Annotated in this window: 16 protein-coding genes; 15 read left to right on the top strand and 1 reads right to left on the bottom strand. The window is 43.7% G+C overall.

Annotated features, from left to right (window positions below):
• Position 1 precedes the first annotated feature (1 nt).
• The 13 genes from benC to GGR41_RS11295 all read left to right on the top strand — a co-directional run bounded on the left by benC (position 2) and on the right by GGR41_RS11295 (position 14,597).
• Positions 2 to 1,009 carry a benzoate 1,2-dioxygenase electron transfer component BenC gene (gene benC, locus GGR41_RS11355; RefSeq protein WP_167661938.1) on the top strand — a complete coding sequence of 336 codons (1,008 nt, stop codon included), beginning with the start codon at positions 2 to 4 and terminating at the stop codon, positions 1,007 to 1,009.
• An 84-nt stretch (positions 1,010 to 1,093) separates the two neighbouring features.
• A complete protein-coding gene (locus GGR41_RS11350) occupies positions 1,094 to 1,858 on the top strand; it encodes a 1,6-dihydroxycyclohexa-2,4-diene-1-carboxylate dehydrogenase (protein WP_167661937.1) in 765 nt (254 codons plus the stop codon).
• Positions 1,859 to 1,897: 39 nt separating this feature from the next.
• Positions 1,898 to 3,232 (top strand): MFS transporter, encoded by a 1,335-nt coding sequence (locus GGR41_RS11345; RefSeq protein WP_167661936.1) that lies wholly within the window; start codon positions 1,898 to 1,900, stop codon positions 3,230 to 3,232.
• A gap of 13 nt (positions 3,233 to 3,245) precedes the next feature.
• The gene (locus GGR41_RS11340) at positions 3,246 to 3,935 is read left to right on the top strand and encodes a 3-oxoacid CoA-transferase subunit A (protein ID WP_167661935.1); all 690 of its coding nucleotides are present in this window, start codon (positions 3,246 to 3,248) and stop codon (positions 3,933 to 3,935) included.
• A 22-nt stretch (positions 3,936 to 3,957) separates the two neighbouring features.
• A complete protein-coding gene (locus GGR41_RS11335) occupies positions 3,958 to 4,602 on the top strand; it encodes a 3-oxoacid CoA-transferase subunit B (protein WP_167661934.1) in 645 nt (214 codons plus the stop codon).
• A 39-nt stretch (positions 4,603 to 4,641) separates the two neighbouring features.
• Complete coding sequence (pcaF, locus tag GGR41_RS11330) at positions 4,642 to 5,847, top strand: 3-oxoadipyl-CoA thiolase (protein WP_167661933.1); 1,206 nt, start codon at positions 4,642 to 4,644, stop codon at positions 5,845 to 5,847.
• A gap of 10 nt (positions 5,848 to 5,857) precedes the next feature.
• Complete coding sequence (pcaD, locus tag GGR41_RS11325) at positions 5,858 to 6,673, top strand: 3-oxoadipate enol-lactonase (RefSeq protein WP_167661932.1); 816 nt, start codon at positions 5,858 to 5,860, stop codon at positions 6,671 to 6,673.
• Positions 6,674 to 6,712: 39 nt separating this feature from the next.
• Positions 6,713 to 6,988: a muconolactone Delta-isomerase gene (gene catC / locus GGR41_RS11320; protein WP_167661931.1), complete on the top strand. Its 276-nt coding sequence runs from the start codon at positions 6,713 to 6,715 to the stop codon at positions 6,986 to 6,988.
• A 55-nt stretch (positions 6,989 to 7,043) separates the two neighbouring features.
• Positions 7,044 to 8,225 carry a benzoate/H(+) symporter BenE family transporter gene (locus GGR41_RS11315; protein WP_167661930.1) on the top strand — a complete coding sequence of 394 codons (1,182 nt, stop codon included), beginning with the start codon at positions 7,044 to 7,046 and terminating at the stop codon, positions 8,223 to 8,225.
• A gap of 45 nt (positions 8,226 to 8,270) precedes the next feature.
• Positions 8,271 to 9,524: a GTPase gene (locus tag GGR41_RS11310; RefSeq protein ID WP_167661929.1), complete on the top strand. Its 1,254-nt coding sequence runs from the start codon at positions 8,271 to 8,273 to the stop codon at positions 9,522 to 9,524.
• A complete protein-coding gene (locus tag GGR41_RS11305; RefSeq protein ID WP_167661928.1) occupies positions 9,524 to 11,044 on the top strand; it encodes a dynamin family protein in 1,521 nt (506 codons plus the stop codon). The genes GGR41_RS11310 and GGR41_RS11305 overlap by 1 nt, the downstream gene beginning before the upstream one ends.
• A gap of 479 nt (positions 11,045 to 11,523) precedes the next feature.
• Positions 11,524 to 12,519, top strand: a complete 996-nt coding sequence (locus GGR41_RS11300; RefSeq protein ID WP_167661927.1) for a TAXI family TRAP transporter solute-binding subunit — start codon at positions 11,524 to 11,526, stop codon at positions 12,517 to 12,519.
• A gap of 80 nt (positions 12,520 to 12,599) precedes the next feature.
• Entirely contained in the window at positions 12,600 to 14,597 is a 1,998-nt protein-coding gene (locus GGR41_RS11295) for a TRAP transporter permease (RefSeq protein WP_167661926.1), read from the top strand.
• A gap of 247 nt (positions 14,598 to 14,844) precedes the next feature.
• Here the strand turns inward: GGR41_RS11295 and GGR41_RS11290 are convergent, their stop codons facing one another.
• Positions 14,845 to 15,339, bottom strand: a complete 495-nt coding sequence (locus tag GGR41_RS11290; protein WP_167661925.1) for a CinA family protein — start codon at positions 15,337 to 15,339, stop codon at positions 14,845 to 14,847.
• A gap of 747 nt (positions 15,340 to 16,086) precedes the next feature.
• Between GGR41_RS11290 and GGR41_RS11285 the strand changes: the two genes are divergently transcribed.
• Both GGR41_RS11285 and GGR41_RS11280 read left to right on the top strand, forming a co-directional pair.
• A complete protein-coding gene (locus GGR41_RS11285; protein ID WP_167661924.1) occupies positions 16,087 to 17,241 on the top strand; it encodes an ABC transporter substrate-binding protein in 1,155 nt (384 codons plus the stop codon).
• Between the two features lie 21 nt (positions 17,242 to 17,262).
• Positions 17,263 to 18,144, top strand: coding sequence for a branched-chain amino acid ABC transporter permease (locus GGR41_RS11280; RefSeq protein ID WP_167661923.1), 882 nt, complete (start codon positions 17,263 to 17,265; stop codon positions 18,142 to 18,144).
• Positions 18,145 to 18,148 lie beyond the last annotated feature (4 nt).

Raw genomic sequence — 18,148 nt, 5'->3', positions numbered from 1 at the left:
GATGAGCAGTTACCAAATTGCTTTAAATTTTGAGGACGGAGTGACTCGATTCATTGAGTGCGGATCGCAGGAAAAGGTATTAGATGCGGCTTACCGTCATCGAATTAACTTGCCTATGGACTGCTCAGATGGCGTATGTGGCACCTGTAAATGTCATGCTGAAAGTGGTGAGTATGAGCTGATTGATGACTACATTGATGAGGCATTAACTGAAACAGAGGCCCAAGAGGGGCTAGTGTTAACTTGTCAAATGATCCCGCACTCTGACTGTGTAATTCGAGTGCCTGTTGATTCCACTATGTGTAAAACCGGTATCGAGGGTTTCACAGCATCTGTAACAGAAGTTTGTCGGTATGACGATGCTGCCTTTGAGTTAACCCTAGCTGCTAATGACAAGCAACCGTCTTTTCTACCTGGGCAGTATGTCAATATTACTGTTCCGGGTAGTGAGGAGCACCGTTCTTACTCGTTTAGCTCCGCGCCCGGAGAGCAGATTATGAGTTTTCTGATTAAACATGTTCCTAACGGTTTAATGAGCGGGTGGCTAGAGCAAGCCAAACTAGGACAAGAGTTACAGGTAGTAGGACCTTTAGGTAGTTTTTACTTGCGCTCTGTAACTCGTCCCTTATTGTTTTTGGCGGGTGGAACCGGTTTAGCGCCGTTCCTATCCATGCTAGAGGTTTTGGCACAAAAAGGATGTGCGCAACCCATTCAAATGATTTACGGGGTGACACGAGAACAAGACTTGGTTTTGGTTGAACAGCTCGAAGCCTATGCTGAGCGTCTAGCTAACTTTTCTTTCATCACTACAGTCGTCGATCCTGAATCTAAGCACCCACGTAAAGGTTACGTAACACATCACTTGGAGCCCACCATGCTGTATGAGGGCAATGTAGATGTGTACTTATGTGGCCCTCCCCCAATGGTTGATGCGGTCAGTGATTACATGCGTGAGCAAAATATGACGCCAGCGCAATTTTATTACGAACGTTTTATTCCTAGCGTATAACGCACCTCCTCAGCTTTGACATCACCTCCAATCAAATTAGAAAGATTGTGATGAGGGCTGAGGTTTTATTTCTAAGAGGAAAACATGAATCAAGAGCGCTTTCGCAATAAAGTGGTATTGGTCACAGGAGCAGCTCAAGGTATCGGACGCAGAGTGGCAGAGCGACTAGAGCAAGAGGGCGCAACCCTTGTTCTGGTGGATCGCTCTGAACTTGTGCATGAGTTGGCTAATGAGCAAGTCGTAACCTTAACTGCAGATTTAGAAACTTATGCGGGGGCTGAGAAAGCAGCCAACGCTGCATTAACCCGCTTTGGACGCATTGATGTGTTAATCAATAACGTCGGGGGAACGATTTGGGCGCGTCCTTTTGAGCATTATTCTCCTGAGCAAATAGAGAAAGAAATCCAACGTTCCTTGTTTCCAGCTTTATGGTGCTGCCGTGCAGTATTACCCACCATGTTGGCACAACAACAGGGCGCAATTGTGAACGTTTCATCAATTGCTACACGTAGTGTAAATCGTGTCCCCTATGGAGCAGCCAAAGGGGGGGTCAATGCGTTGACAGCCTGCTTAGCATTTGAGACAGCTGACCGAGGAGTACGAGTTAATGCTGTTGCCCCAGGAGGTACCGAAGCGCCTCCACGAAAAATTCCACGCAATACAGAACAACCAACAGCGCAAGAACAAGAGTGGTATCAGCAAATTGTGGATCAGACTGTACAGAGTAGCTTAATGAAACGCTATGGCAGTTTAGATGAGCAAGCAGCAGCTATTTTATTTTTAGCTTCAGATGAAGCGTCTTATATAACAGGAACTACCTTACCCGTTGGCGGAGGAGATCAGGGCTAATTCGGAAAGAGGTACCACATAAAAAAAGAGAAATAGGGTATGAGAAAAATTGACATTAACGAAGTAATAGACCAAGCGAGTTTTAATCGTTTTCATTGGTCTGTTATATGGGTCTGTGCGTTGTTACTTATTTTCGATGGGTATGACCTTTTTATTTATGGTGTGGTTTTGCCCGTTTTGATGGATGAGTGGGGACTGACTCCTGTACAAGCAGGAGCATTAGGCAGTTATGCCTTATTTGGCATGATGTTTGGTGCGTTTATTTTTGGTCCACTTGCAGACCGAATTGGACGAAAAAAAGGGGTCATTATTTGTTTTGTAATTTTTAGCTTTGCGACTTTTTTTAACGGTTTTGCAACTAGCGTTGCAGAGTTTGGCATTTATCGCTTTATAGCTGGTTTAGGGTGTGGTGGCCTTATGCCAAATGCGGTGGCGTTAATGAATGAGTACTCGCCTCGTCGTTCACGCGGAACTCTGGTAGCGGTGATGTTTAGCGGTTACTCATTGGGTGGGGTGCTATCGGCGGGGATGGGTATTTACATGTTGCCTCGTTTTGGTTGGCAGTCTATGTTCTTTGCAGCAGCCGTACCTTTGCTTTTGTTACCACTACTTATGTGGAAACTGCCTGAGTCAGTCGGCTTTTTACTGCGCCAAAATAAAGAAGACACTGCGCGCCGTATGTTAACTAAAGTTAATCCTCATTTGGATTTAGCTAATGTTCAGCTAACTCAACCAGTGCAGAAAGCGGCTACCGTGCCAGTATTAGATCTATTTAAAGATGGGCGCTTACTCGGTACGTTAATGATTTGGTTAGCTTTCTTTTGTTGCCTATTAATGGTTTATGCACTTGGGTCGTGGCTACCTAAATTGATGGCGAATGCAGGTTATAGCTTGGGTTCTAGCTTGTCTTTCTTATTAGCTTTGAATTTTGGCGGAATGTTTGGTGCCATTTTAGGTGGTTGGATGGGGGACCGATTTGGTCTACCTCGTGTTATGGCCTGGTTTTTTGTATTGTCGGCCGTCTCTATTGGTTTACTCGGCTTTAAGAGCCCCATGATAGCGCTTTATGGGTTAATTATCGTGGCGGGAGCGACCACCATCGGTACACAGATTCTCTTATATGCCAATGCTGCTCAATACTATCCATTAGCAATGCGTTCATCAGGTTTAGGCTGGGCCTCAGGTATTGGTCGCACGGGGGCAATTGTAGGACCTTTTTTAGGGGGGACCCTAATGGCCATGGCATTGCCGTTAAAAATGAATTTCTTGGCCTTTGCAATACCCGGAGTGATCGCTGCGCTAGCTATCGGTGTATTCATTATTTCAGTTCAACAGCAAGCTAAAGGGCAGCGGCTAACTGCAGTTGCAACCTAAGGAGTACGACACAGTGATTGATAAAACCGTAGCCAATGTGGCAGAAGCTTTAAAAGATGTACAAGATGGTGCCACGATTCTAATCGGAGGGTTTGGGACAGCAGGTATTCCAGAAGCACTCATTGAGGGGTTGATTGAGCAGGGGGCTACCGATCTAACTGTTGTTAATAACAATGCAGGAAATGGTGATCAAGGTTTAGCCGCTTTGTTGAAAATAGGACGGGTACGAAAAATTATTTGTAGCTTTCCTCGCCAAGTTGATTCGTATGTTTTTGATGAGTTATACCGTAGTGGAAAAATTGAACTCGAACTAGTCCCTCAAGGAAACTTAGCAGAACGGTTACGAGCAGCAGGAGCCGGAATAGGTGGGTTTTTTTGTCCCACTGGCTATGGCACCCAGTTGGCAAAAGATAAAGAAACCCGTTTTATTGATGGCCGTTGGTATGTGTATGAAACCCCTATTCATGGCGATGTAGCGTTAATTAAAGCGGAAGCGGGCGACCGTTGGGGAAATCTAACGTACCGTAAAGCGGCACGGAATTTTGGTCCTGTGATGGCAACAGCGGCTAAACAAACCATTGCTAGCGTGTACGAGTTGAAAGAATTAGGGGGGCTGGATCCCGAGAGCATCGTAACCCCTGGTATTTATGTGGAAAAGTTAGTAAAAGTTCCGCGAGTTGTAACACAAGCCGGCGGTTTTTGAATCATTTGAAGGAGATGTAGTGATGAGTTTGTATCAACCCCGTACTCGTGATGAGTTAGCTGCTCGTGTTGCACAAGATATTCATAACGGTGCTTATGTCAATTTAGGGATTGGTATGCCAACAATGGTAGCTAATCATTTACCCGATGGGTTTGAGGTTGTTTTACACAGTGAAAACGGCATTTTAGGAATGGGGCCCGCTGCAGCAAAAGGAACAGAAGACTATGACCTAGTTAATGCAGGAAAACAACCTGTAACTCTGCTTTCAGGAGGAGCTTATTTTCATCATGCCGATAGCTTTGCCATGATGCGTGGAGGTCATTTAGACATTTGTGTTCTGGGAGCATTCCAAGTTTCAGCAAAAGGGGATTTGGCTAACTGGAGTACAGGCGAACCTGGAGCGATCCCAGCGGTAGGGGGCGCTATGGATTTAGCTATAGGGGCTAAACAAACTTGGGTCATGATGAGCCTGTTAACGCGTGATGGGAAAAGCAAGTTGGTGCCTGAGTGCACTTATCCGTTAACGGGAATTGAGTGTGTGAAACGGGTGTACACAGACTTAGCCACATTTGCCTGCTCGCCAGATGGGTTACATGTTATTGACCGAGTTTCTAATCTTACGCATGAAGAGTTAGAGCGTTTAGTAGGAATGCCTTTGCATTCGTAAAAGAGATGATTCATACATGTGTAACTAATAGGAAAAAAGATGAGTGATTCTGTTTTTATTTGTGATGCTGTGCGTAGCCCTTTTGGTAGATATGGTGGCGGGCTTGCCCCTGTGCGTCCAGATGATCTAGCAGCGGCAGTCATTAAAGAGTTAGTGCAGCGACAGAAACAGCTCGATGTCAGCTTAGTAGATGATGTGATTTTAGGGTGTGCAAACCAAGCGGGTGAAGATAACCGAAATGTGGCCCGCATGGCGACACTATTAGCTGGACTACCTTTAAGCGTACCGGGCAGCACAATCAACCGTTTGTGTGGTTCGGGCTTAGACGCGATTGGAACTGCTGCGCGTGCAATTAAGTCGGGTGAAACGCAACTAATGATAGCGGGCGGAGTAGAAAGCATGAGTCGGGCTCCCTTTGTTATGCCTAAAGCGACTCAAGCTTTTACACGGCAAAATAGCATTGAAGACACGACAATTGGATGGCGCTTTATTAACCCCTTAATGCGCGACATGTATGGGGTAGATACTATGCCAGCGACTGCAGAAAATGTAGCGCAGCAGTTTGCAATTAGTCGAGAAGATCAAGACCTTTTTGCTTTAAGAAGTCAGAAAAACTATGCCGCAGCTCAGGCCAGAGGCTTTTTTCAGAGCGAAATAGTTCCTATTGAGTTAGCACAACGTAAAGGTGACCCGATCATTATTAGTGCAGATGAGCACCCCCGGGAAACCTCTTTAAATGCTTTGGCGCAACTTCGTCCAATTGTGCGTACTGACGGTAGCATCACAGCGGGTAATGCCAGTGGGGTAAATGATGGTGCTGGTGCTGTGCTTTTAGCTAATGAAAAAATAGCGCACCAGTTTAATTTAACGCCTAAAGCCCGTGTTATAGCGATGGCTACATCGGGTGTTGAGCCTCGAATCATGGGAATTGGTCCTGTATCAGCAACGAAAAAAGTATTGGAAATTGCTGGTTTAACCCTTGATCAGATGGATGTGATTGAGCTTAATGAGGCTTTTGCAGCCCAGGCATTAGCTGTGACCCGAGAGTTAGGTTTAGAGGATGATGATTTACGTGTGAATCCTAACGGAGGCGCAATTGCTATAGGTCATCCTTTAGGAGCAAGTGGTGCAAGGTTAGTGGCAACGGCGATAAACCAATTGCAGCACAATCAAGGCAGATATGCTCTCTGCACTATGTGCATAGGTGTAGGTCAAGGTATTGCGCTCGTGCTTGAGCGTATCTAGGAGTAAAAAAATGAACCAATTTCCTTTTCAGCTGGATACGGTCCGAGGTGTATTCAGAGTCATGGTGGAAGGAGATGCGCACGCGCCAACGTTATTATTAAGTAACTCGCTTGGAACCACTTTAGAGATGTGGGATCCCCAAATTAACGCGTTAACAAAGCAGTTTCGGGTTGTTCGTTACGATACCCGTGGGCATGGTGGAAGTGATATTACCTCCGGCCCTTATAGTTTTGAGCAGTTAGGGCTTGATGCTCTTGCTATTTTAGATGCTTTGCAGATTGAAAAAGCAAGTTTTTGTGGCGTGTCCATGGGTGGACATACGGGGCTTTGGTTAGGTATCCATGCTGCAGAGCGTTTTGAAGCCATTGTTGTATCTAACAGCGCAGCAAAAATAGGTACTGAAAAAGGGTGGGAAGAGCGTGCTGCGCTTTTAAGACAGGGCGGCCAACAATCGATGCAGGAGCTTGCACAAACAGCACCTGAGCGTTGGTTTACCCCTCAATACATTCAGCATCATGCTGCTACTGTGCAAGAGGCTCAAGCACAATTAGCACAGCAAAAAGTAGAAGGATACGCTGCTTGTTGTGATGCTCTGGCGCAATCTGACCTACGAGCCGATTTACATCGTATCGCAATACCGACGTTATTTATTGCTGGTTTATTTGACCCGGTTACTACAGTTGAAGATGCAAAAAACATGCAAGCGGCCGTAATAGGGTCTGAGCTAGTTGTTTTGGATGCTTCACACCTTTCAAATATTGAAGTGCCTCAAGCTTTTAATGATGGCTTGGTGTATTTCCTAAACTCTGTGCTGAACCTAGCATAGAGAAGTGAATCTTCTCGATTTTTTCAAGGATAGAACTCCATGTTATTTCTGGTACATATGATTGTCGATATTCCTAAAGATTTGCCACAAGATGAAGTGCAAAGGATTGTGACTAAAGAAAAGGCGTATTCCCAAGACTTACAACGAGCAGGCAAATGGCCTCATTTATGGCGTGTGGTTGGTGAGTATGCGAACTACAGTATTTTTGAAGCGGAAAGCAATGATGAGTTGCACGAAATGTTAAGTCAATTACCTTTGTTTCCTTATATGACGATTAAAATAACTCCACTGGCTAAACACCCTTCCGCAATCTAGTTACAGGCGTTCTGTAGCTTTTTACGCTCAACATCTACTATAAAAAGGGGGCGGGATGCGAGACTGGTCCGTCACAGCATGGATGACAGGTTTTCTAGCTGTGCTTATTTCTTATAGTGGCCCTTTGGTTATATTTATTCAGGCGGCACAGGCTGGTGGGATGTCAGCAGAGATGTTGAGCTCTTGGATTTGGGCTATTTCTATCGGTGCGGGCATTAGCGGTATTGTTTTAAGTCTATGGTTACGCGCACCCATAATCACAGCGTGGTCGGCACCCGGTACTGCTTTATTACTGAATTTATTTCCTGCTATTTCGATGGCTGAAGTGGTTGGCGCGTATTTAAGTGCCGCGGTGATCACGACAGTCATTGGACTCAGTGGGTATTTTGAGCGAATTGTTCAATTTATTCCGCGTGGCATTGCGGCTGCAATGATGGCTGGTATTTTGCTGCAATTTGGGCTAGAGGCATTTGCTGCGATGAAAGAGCTGCCCTCCGTCGTTTTACTGATGTTTATTGTGTATTTACTAAGTCGACGGCTACTTCCAAGTTTTAGCATTATTTTAGTGGCCTTAACGGGTTTTGCCAGTGTCTATTTTTTAGGCAGTACTGAAATTGCTCCAATTCATTTGTCGCTAGCTACGCCAATTTTTACTTGGCCTGAGTTTAGCATGGCGGCCTTCTTTAGTTTTACTGTACCGTTAGTTGTAGTAAGTCTAACGGGGCAATTTTTGCCAGGCTTGGTAGTGATGCGGTTGGCCGGCTATGAGTCATCATCGCGTGCCATTGTTAGTGTGACAAGTCTGGTGTCAATCGGAGTGGCTTTTTTTGGTGGGATTTCAATCGTGTTGGCGGCAATTACCGCAGCATTATGTACAGGCAAAGAAACCCACAAAGATCCAAACAAGCGTTACGTAGCAGGTATAGCAAATGGCGTCTTTTATTTAATAGGCGGTACTATTTCAGGCACATTGGTTCTGTTGTTCGGTGTTATTCCTTCTGCTGTGATTGCCGCTTTAGCTGGCTTAGCGCTTATTGGTGCCATCCTATCAAATATCAAATTATTTAGTGCTGATTCTGCCTATGTAGAGCCAGCAGTGATTACTTTTTTAGTCACCGCTTCTAACATGAGTTTAGGTGGTATGGGGTCTGCTTTTTGGGGCATTGTGTTTGGGATGGTTTCCTATTGGGTATTAGGCCAAAAAGCTGAAAAAAAAGTTAACCCCTCTTCCTCATAGCAGGGGACTGTATCCCTAACCGATATAGTCAAAGGAGAATTAATAATGAGTAGTACAAAACAGTTGGCAGATAAAGAGGTTGTTTTAATGGTGCTGCCACAGTATGAAAATAAAGTGAAACGATTAGAGGTATTACTCCATAATGAAGCACCGGTAGTAACTGTTTTAGGTAAATATAATCACGGCAAAAGCCGCTTACTTAATGAGTTGATTGGTTTGCCTTGCTTTGCTGTTGCAGATAAAAGAGAAACCATTGCATTGCAGCGAGCGGAGCACAATGGAGTGGTATGGTTAGACGCTCCGGGTTTGGATGCTGATGTGGATCAGCAAGATGATCAGTATGCTGAGCGCGCGCTTTGGGTTGAGTCTGATATACGTTTGATGGTGCATGCTGCAAAAGAGGGGGAGCTAGATGCAAGTGAGCTTGATCTGTTCGCCCAGTTAGAGCTGGATTGTGAACAAACCCAGCGTCAGTTCGTTTTTGTATTGACTCAAATTGATCAAGTGGCAGATGAGCAGACTCTCGACCAAATTATGCATCAGCTACGCCAGCAACTAGGAAAAGTGACCATTCATCCGGTATCTGCAGAGCGTTACCGAAAAGGGCTTGATACAGAGATTTCTCTATTTGTAGAAAAAAGCGGTATTCCTGCTTTAACAGAGCATTTGGCCGCAGTGCAAAAAAAGGTAGTTAGTGCACGTCATTTTGAGCAAAAAAGTTACCTAACACAGCTGCAGAAATCATTGTCCCAAAAGCAAAAACATCATCACGGACAACTAGAGCACTATAGTGAAAAAGCGCATGCTGAAGAGATAAATTTCAGCAACGACTTACGACGGACTCTTGAAAAAATTGCTGAGGATTTGTCGGATATTATGCAAGAGCCAGAGGTGGATCATGCATTAGATACTGATACGATTCAAGACGTTTTCAAGGTGACAGCTGGCAAATTAGAACGATCACGTTTACAAATAGCGTATTCACGGGCCTGTATACTCATTCGCAGTGTGCTGACCCAATATGGTGTAGTGCATTTACCCAAAACAGGGCAAGTGGGTGCTGCTAGCCTAAATACTGTAATGATAGCGGTGCTAGGAATCTCGGTAAAATATCGTGCAGATTTGCGTAGGCTATTCGGTAAAGAGGAAGGGAGAGATCGTTTATATCAAGATTTTAAAGTTCATTTTGACGCATCAGAGAATCGTGTACAGCTCTTTAGCGAAATTGCCCGTCAGCATGCCATATTAGAGCAGGTAGAGTCAGCATCGAAAGTAGTACAAAGTTGGGAGTGCAACTGATGTCGCAGGCTTATCATAGAGAGCAAAGCTGGATTGAGCACTTACAGGATGTGGATTTTTTAAATCATGACATGACTGAGCAACAAGGCAGCCTAGATTCGTGGTTAAGCGAGCTAGAGAGTGCTCTAACTGCCCATACTGTCTTGTCTTGTGGTTTAACACCGTGTCATCCGCTAGCTCAGGTATTACAAAGCCTTAAACAGCATCTGGCTGTGTATCCACAGCAATGGCACCTAGCAAGACAAGCATTAAAACCAGCATTAGACTTAGCCTATCATTTTGACAACAGCATAGTATTACTCGTTTTTGGAAAATTTAATGCGGGTAAGAGTTCTTTTTGTAATTTAATTGCGGAACGCTTTCTATTTCATAAACAGTCGGTGCGTTATTTTGTCTGGGACAATGGAGAAATCCAATATCACAGCGGTCCTTTCCAAGAAGGAAGCACCGAAACGACTGCTCAAATTCAAGGTGTAATCCTGGCGGATCGCTTAGTATTAGTAGACACACCGGGCTTGCACTCAATGACGGGCGAGAATGCACAATTAACGCAGCAGTTCTTAGAAAGTGCAGATGGGATGTTGTGGTTAAGTAGTTCCACTTCCCCTGGGCAAGTGCAAGAGTTAGAAGAGCTTACCCAAGAGTTGAAACGTAATAAAACACTCCTGCCTGTTATTACCCGTAGTGATTATTTGGACGAGGTGGTGGTAGGGCAGACTATTCAGAAAGAGCTAAAAAATAAATCGGATGAAAACCGTGAGTTACAAGAAAAAGATGTGTGGGAACGAGCGCAAAATAAATTACAAGCAATACAGCTCGATCCGCAATTGGTAGCTGCTCCTATTTCTATCTCTGTCTATAGTGTACGACAACAAGAAAATACAGATCAGGCGTTAGAAGAAGCAGGAGTCTACCGTTTATACGACGCATTGTTAGGCATAATTAAACCTGTAATTACATATAAAAAAAATAAACCTGTAGAGGTTTTTTTTCATTACCTGGAAGAAACCGTCCTTGAGGATGTAAAAGCACTCGTACAGCGGGTAGAGGAAATACTGGCTCAGCTTAGTATCTATCGACAGGAAGCAGAGGGAACGGCTTATCAGATAGCGCAACGAGTTTGGCAACGGACTATGTCTACTGTTCCAACGTTATTAGATAAATATCTATCTCGTGAGCAGGGTGCAAGCTTATTAAAGCAAGCATTAATCCAAATGGTTTTGGACTCTTGGGTAACAGCTCTTGAAACAGATTTTTCACACTATAAGCTAGACTCTAAAGAACTCTTTTCTGAAGACCCTGTAATGATTAATACGTCAGTCGTTCCGTGGGGAATAGAAAATTACGAAACTATTTATTTAAGTATTGAGACGCAGTTAGAGCAGTGCTTAAATGACTTAGCTAAATGTGTGATCGAGCCAATTCAAGATGATTTATTGCTTATACGTCAAAGCTTGGAGAACTTGATTACTTTGCTTCAAGAAAAAACATCACAGCTAGGTGCACTTAAAGCTACCTAGGCTACAGGGTTATATGTTTAATTACCTTGATTTTTTCTCACCCTATATAGGGAAAGCCTTATGTATTTTGATAAAAAGCTAGTTGAGAACAATAGCTGTACTATTGATAATTAATGATCTATAGCTAGGGATTAATCTTTCATTTGACATGGACTCAGCCTCGCATCGGGTTATACTTGCACACTCATAGCTAAAATGAGCTCACCCCACATCGCTACCGCCATGCTTTAACCAGCGCGTTTCAGTAAAAACGTTTACGCCGCGCGTAACAAAAAATCATTTCGATTCTTAGGTTTTGTCGTCACATGACTCGTTTTAAGCATGGGTTTAGGTAGCTAGGGTTAATGTTATCTTGACTAGTGAAACAACGCTTACATACACTCAGAGACTATTTTGTTTCACTTAGAAAAGTAAATAATAAGACGCAACAGTCGGAGTCATCCGATTGTTTATTTGTCAATGAAAGGAGAGGTTTACTGATGAAAGTAAAAAAAACGCTTTTACGCTTCACGGCAGCGAGTGTCGTCTCGATGGTTGCTGCATTAAGTTCTGCCCAAGCAGCTCGTATTGCTATTGGCCCGCCCGCCAGTGAAACCAACTCGGTGTCCAAGGTTATTTTAGAGGCCTATGGCATCAAAGATTACCAGCCTTTCCAAGAAAGCTTCGGTAACGCCGCTGATTTAGTTCAAGATGGCAATATCGACATCTCTTTTGGTATTCTTGGTGTACCAGCAGGCAGCATTGAAAGCCTTAATGCTTCAACAGGCGATGTGGTGATGCTTGGTCTTTCTGACGAAGTCATTGCCAAAGCCGAAGAGTCTAGCGGCTACAAAAGCTACAATATCTCTAAAGATGCCTACGGCTTTTTAGATGCCGATGTGCCCACGATTGCGGCGTTTGCCATTATGGTCGCCAATAACGACACCATTGACGAAGAGCTAGGCTATCAGCTGGCTAAAATTATGGTGGAAAACGCCAAAGAAATCACCCATGCCCAAGGTGCACAGCTTACCTTGGAAAATGCGCTTAACGGTGCCGAAGGTCTGCCTATTCATCCTGGCGCAAAGCGTTACTACGAGGAACAAGGCCTAAAAGTCGAAGGCCCCGTAGCAGAGCTTAAAGCCAAGGCCGACAAGCGCAAAGCCGAATTCACCCTCGGTACAGGTAGTCAAGGCGGTACCTATTACCCACTGGGCGGTGAAATTGCCAATATCTGGAATAAACACAGTGATGGTAACTTTACTAACGTAGAGACAGGGGCTTCGCTGGAAAACCTAGCCAGTATTGGTCGCGGCCGTATGGACGTAGGCATGTCTGTGCACGTTCCTGCGCTAGATTCAGTCAATGGTACTGGCCAGTTTAACGGCCGTAAAGTAGAAAACGTGTCCTTTATCGGTCACGTTTATCCTGAGGTTGTTCAGATTGTGACCCGTAAAAGTACTGGTATTAACAGCCTAGCTGATCTTGCCAAGTAATTAAAAAAGCAGAAAGGACTTTATAGTCCTTTCTGCTTTTAGTAGATTTTCTCAGTGCTATAACTCAAAGTGGTGTTTCTATGGTTGACACAATTAACAAGTTAACCCCGTCTGAACAAGCAGCAAAAGCTGAGCTAGACGCAAAAGCCTTATTACAAAAATACGATCGCGAAAGCAACTTCCGCGAGCAAATCGGCGTCTGGGCATGGGTAGTAACTTTTCTAGGGATATCACTCACCGTATTCCACATTTACACCGGATACTACGGCACGTTCCCCTCACAAAAACAGGGAGCAGTGCACTTGGGTACGGCCTTAGGCCTTATTTTTCTTTTATTCCCTCTAAAAAAAGGGCAGCAAGTTTTTCAAAAAACAGTGCCTTGGTATGACGTGCTGTTAGCCTTCTTGGCGATGTATGTCACCTATTATAAGATCATTAATTTTGACTCCCTCATACAAAGCATTACGTGGGGCTACGACCAATACGATACCTATTTATCGGTGCTTGGGGTATTGCTGCTTTTAGAGGCTACACGCCGAACGGTTGGGGTACCTATTGTTATTGTTGCAGCGGTCATGATTGGCTATGCGCTGTATGGCAACTATATCCCTACGGCTACGTTATCGCACCAGGGCTATGACTTTACCGATGTCACCACTCGACTGTGGTACAGAGACAGCGGTGTATTTGGTACACCATTACAAATTTCGGCCAAATACATTTATTTATTCTTGTTTTTTGGCGTCATTTTAGTTAATACCCGTATTGGCCAGTTTTTTAATGACTTGGCTTTTGGCCTGACAGGGCGTTTTACGGGTGGCACAGCCAAGGCCGCTGTGGTGGCAAGCGCTCTGCAGGGCATGGTCTCGGGCAGCTCCGTAGGTAATACAGTCGCTTCGGGTTCATTTACTATTCCTATGATGAAAAACTCAGGCTTTAAGCCCGAGTTTGCTGCGGGTACAGAAGCCTCTGCCTCGACGGGTGGGCAAATTATGCCTCCTATTATGGGTGCGGCCGCCTTTATTATGATGGAATACTTAGGCGTATCCTATGCGGTCATTATGGCTGCTGCGGTAATTCCCGCTACCCTCTATTTCCTCGGCATTTTTATTGGCACTCACTTCGAAGCCAAGCGCCTTGGTATTCTGGGCTTACCCAAATCGGAGCTACCCGATATAGGGCAGCAAATGAAGCAATATGGCTATATGCTGCTGCCCCTGATCGTCATTATTACCACGGTCATGATCGGGTACACGCCACAGCGTGCGGTGATTTATGGTATAGCTACGGCCTTTTTGGTCAGCTACGTACGCAAAGAAACACGCTTGGGCTTTAAAAAGTTTTTTTATGTGCTCGAGCAGGGTGCGCGCGTCGCATTACCTGTGATTGCAGCAGTGGCTACCGCAGGTATTATTGCCGGTGTGGTTAGCATGACCGGGCTCGGCGCAAAGTTTGCTGCTAGCATCATTGCTTTATCGGGTGGGCATTTATTCTTAGCGCTGTTCTTTACCATGATTGCGTGTTTGGTGTTGGGTATGGGCTTGCCAACCACAGCTAACTACGTAGTCACTGCAACCATTGCTGCGCCTGCATTAATCAATGGCTTTGATTTAACGCCTTTGTCGGTACACATGTTTGTGTTTTACTTTGGCATTTTGGCAGATATTACTCCACCTGTTTGTTTGGCAGCGTACGCGGGTGCGGGTATCGCGCAGGCTAATCCATTCAAAAGCGGCGTAACCGCGGTGAAACTAGCTATTGCCGCCTTTATTGTGCCTTATATCTTTGTGTATAGCCCGATTTTGGTTATGGAGAACGTAACGGCTTTACCATTGATTGGCACCATTATTACTGCTGTATTAGGTATGGTGGCTGTCAGTAGCTCTATGATTGGGTTTTTCATTCGCTATTCACGTTTTTACGAGCGCATTCTACTTTTTGTTGCTGGTATTATGCTGATCATTCCGGACCTGTTAGGGGCGGTGATTGGTATACCGCTTATCGCTCTCGTCTGGTTTTTACAAAAACAGCGTGTGGATGATAGCGGTGCCGCAGTTAAAGACACGGCAGCAGTTTGATTTAAACCCTAACTAAACGCAACCTCAGGCCTCTATTTTTTACTCTTAGTCTAGGACGACGAGTGTAAAAAAAGAGGCCTGATCGTTTAATGGTTGTTTTAATGTCATGTCTTTTTGTGCTTGTAGGGCTTGATGAGGCCAGCTGCTTTTAATATAAGCTAATACAGCTCTAATCGCCTCGTCGGATAATACCGAGCCATAGGCTGGCATATCACTTTAATACCCAAAGGTGCGGTTCTGCCTGGAATCAAGTCACATGTTGCTCGTACAGCTCAGCCGCAAGCCTTAGCGCATACAGGGCCGCTTGTTGGCAGCGCTCTTTTTCAGAGCCAGAGAAAACGTGGGTGCGCGTAAATAGTTCAGGCTGTGTAGCATCCCTTTTATACAACCACGCAAAACAAACTGTACCTGCTGGAATTTCAGGTTCAGCCGTATCATCTAACACACCAGTTGTAGCGATCACAGTATTAGCACGAGTCAGCTTTGCTGCGCCCAATACCATCTCTTTAGCTACTTTTTCACTGGTAAGGTTGTATTCCTTGAAAATATCAGGGTGAATACCTAACAGATCCATTTTTGATTCAGGCGTATACGTTACAAGACCGCTTTCTAATAAGCTGCCCGCTTTTGGGTGTTCAGATAAAAGCGAAGCCAACAAACCCGCCGTGCATGACTCAACCGTAGTGATAGTTAGCTTGAGCTTAAATAAACGATCTATTAAAGGCTGGGCTTGGGTAGACATGACTAGATCCTTTCTAAAAGCTTGGCTTCAGTAAGAGTACAAAAGTATTCTAATATCATTCTATGGTATTTTCGTCGCTCTGAAGATTAATCTCTCTTGCTAAGGTCAAATGTCGGTAGGCTATTACTTCAGTAGATGATTTAGCTACCTTTCTCTCCTACAGCTTAATTTATTATGTGTTGAAACTAACACGCACGTTAACCTTTTAACTGTATATCCGTTCAGTGAAATATTATCTATTGCCCCAATTGACAATGGGGCTAGCGAATTCTTTTCGCAATTGAGTCTCAGGAATTAAGGATTATATAAGTAGCATTTTGGGTTAAGTCTTAGCTGTTCTATATAGTTAAGCTGGTCAAACCGACTGGATGTTTCAGAACAGATTTAGCATTTTATAAGCATAAATATAGTTTAAATATTTTACAAACCCGTCAATATAAAAATTAAAAAATTAAATTATAGCTATTTAAAAAGTTATCAAAATAAGAGTGATTTTAAAAAATGGAGTATTAAGAGAACAGAAGCTTTTTTAAAGATGGCTTTTAAAGGATATGTACCAACTAGGGTTTATACCTAATTGATAATAAAGTTAAAAAAATCTCCTGTTTTATAGCGTTCTCTTAGATATCATGCCTAAATTGTATAGTTTTAGAGTTAAATGGTCTTAGACTAAGATGCATGATTAATATAAAAATCAATCTAGAATGAAAAAATTACATCTTGCTTATAAAGATTATGGAGACAAATATGAAAATTAAAACAGCTTTTCTTGCAACAGCATTGGCGCTAGGAGTGAGCCATTCCGCACTTGCTGTGGTTAAAGTTGGTTTTATGCTGCCTTACAGCGGAACATATACGGCCCTAGGCCAAGCCATTGAGAATGGTTTTAAAATGTATGTGGACGAGCAAGGTGGTAGCCTAGGTGGTGAAAAAATTGAATTCTATCGTGTGGACGATGAATCTAACCCTGCAAAAGCATCAGATAATGCAAACCGGCTTATTAAACGAGATCAAGTAGATGTATTAGTTGGTACTGTCCACTCTGGTGTCGCTATGGCATTAGCAAAAGCTGCTCAAGATACAGATACCACATTAATTATTCCTAATGCTGGCGCAGATATGTTAACAGGTGCCTTGTGTGCGCCTAATGTTTTCCGCACTTCTTTTACGAATTGGCAACCTGCTTATGCTATGGGGCATGTGGCACGCGAAAAGGGTTATGAGAAGGTAGTTAGCGTGACATGGAACTATGCTGCGGGCAAAGAAGCGATTAGTGGCTTTAAACAAGGCTTCGAGGAAGAGGGCGGTAAAGTAGTAAAAGAGCTTTTGTTGCCTTTTCCTGATGTGGAGTTTCAATCTATCTTAACTGAAATAGCCGCTTTGAAGCCCGATGCCGTCTTTACTTTTTTTGCTGGTGGCGGAGCTGTGAAATTTGTTCAAGATTATGCTAGTTCAGGTTTAGGAAAAGAGGTTCCTTTACTTGGTAGTGGCTTTCTAACTGATGGAACACTAGAGGCTCAAGGCGAGTCCGCACAAGGATTATTAACCACATTGCATTATGCGGATGGTTTAAATATAGAAAAAGATAAAGCTTTCCGAGCGTCATACTCAGAACGTCATCCGAATATGGTGCCCGATGTCTATGCTGTGCAGGGCTATGATGCGGCACAGTTATTAGATGCTGGCTTAGCTGCTGTTAACGGAGATAAAAGTAATAAAACAGAACTACGTAAAGCAATGCGTAATGCCACGATCGATAGTCCAAGAGGGACATTCACTTTATCTGCAGCAGGAAATCCTATTCAGGATGTCTATTTACGTGAGGTTCAGGGTAAAGAGAATATTATGGTTTCTATAGCCAGAGAGAAGTTAGAGGACCCAGCTTTAGGTTGTCGTTTGTAATTTAACGAAAAGAGGGATTTTGTGGAAATAAAAATTTTCCTCATACAAAGCTTAAATGCTGTCCAATACGGCTTGCTACTTTTTCTAGTAGCAAGCGGTTTAACACTGATATTTGGCATTATGAATATCATTAATTTGGCACATGGTAGCTTTTATATGATTGGGGCCTATATGGCCTTTGCTTTGCAGCCAGTAGTTAATAATTACCTAGGTGGAGGATTGTTTACTGTCTTATTGCTATGTACTTTATTAGCGGTGTTAATTGGTTATGTATTAGAGTGGGCTTTCTTTAGTTACTTATACCATCGAGATCACTTACAACAAGTGTTAATGACTTATGGCTTAATTTTGGTTTTTGAAGAGCTTAGAAGTTTACTCGTCGGTAATGATGTGCATGGAGTCACTGTTCCAACTTGGTTGAGCGGCACTGTCTCTTTAGGAGGGGTAATGACTTATCCCGTTTATAGGCTATTTATTTCTGCAGTTTGTCTTTTACTTGCAGGGGGCCTGTATTGGGTTTTAGTGCGGACTCGACTAGGGATGAAAATCCGAGCAGGTGCTTCAAATCGTGAAATGATCGGTGCTTTAGGGATTGATATTAATCGATTGTTCCGGATTGTATTTGCTATGGGCGTTGCATTAGCTGCATTTGCAGGTGCTGTTGCTGCGCCAGTAACCTCTGTCTATCCAGGAATGGGGCATTCTATTCTTATTATTTGTTTTGTGGTTGTGGTGATTGGTGGCATTGGCTCGATTAAAGGGGCTTTTATTGCTGCAATGCTAGTTGGATTTGTCAGTACATTTGGACTGGTGTTTTTCCCAACCGCTTCAGGTATGTTGGTGTATGTACTGATGGCCATAGTTTTACTATTAAAGCCAGACGGTTTGTTTAAACAAGGGTAATAGG

Origin of the sequence: Paenalcaligenes hominis, assembly GCF_011927625.1 — a bacterium.
In the GTDB taxonomy this organism is placed as follows: domain Bacteria; phylum Pseudomonadota; class Gammaproteobacteria; order Burkholderiales; family Burkholderiaceae_B; genus Paenalcaligenes; species Paenalcaligenes hominis.
Note: the sequence above shows the minus strand (reverse complement) of the source record. Positions and strands in the feature narration are given on the sequence as shown.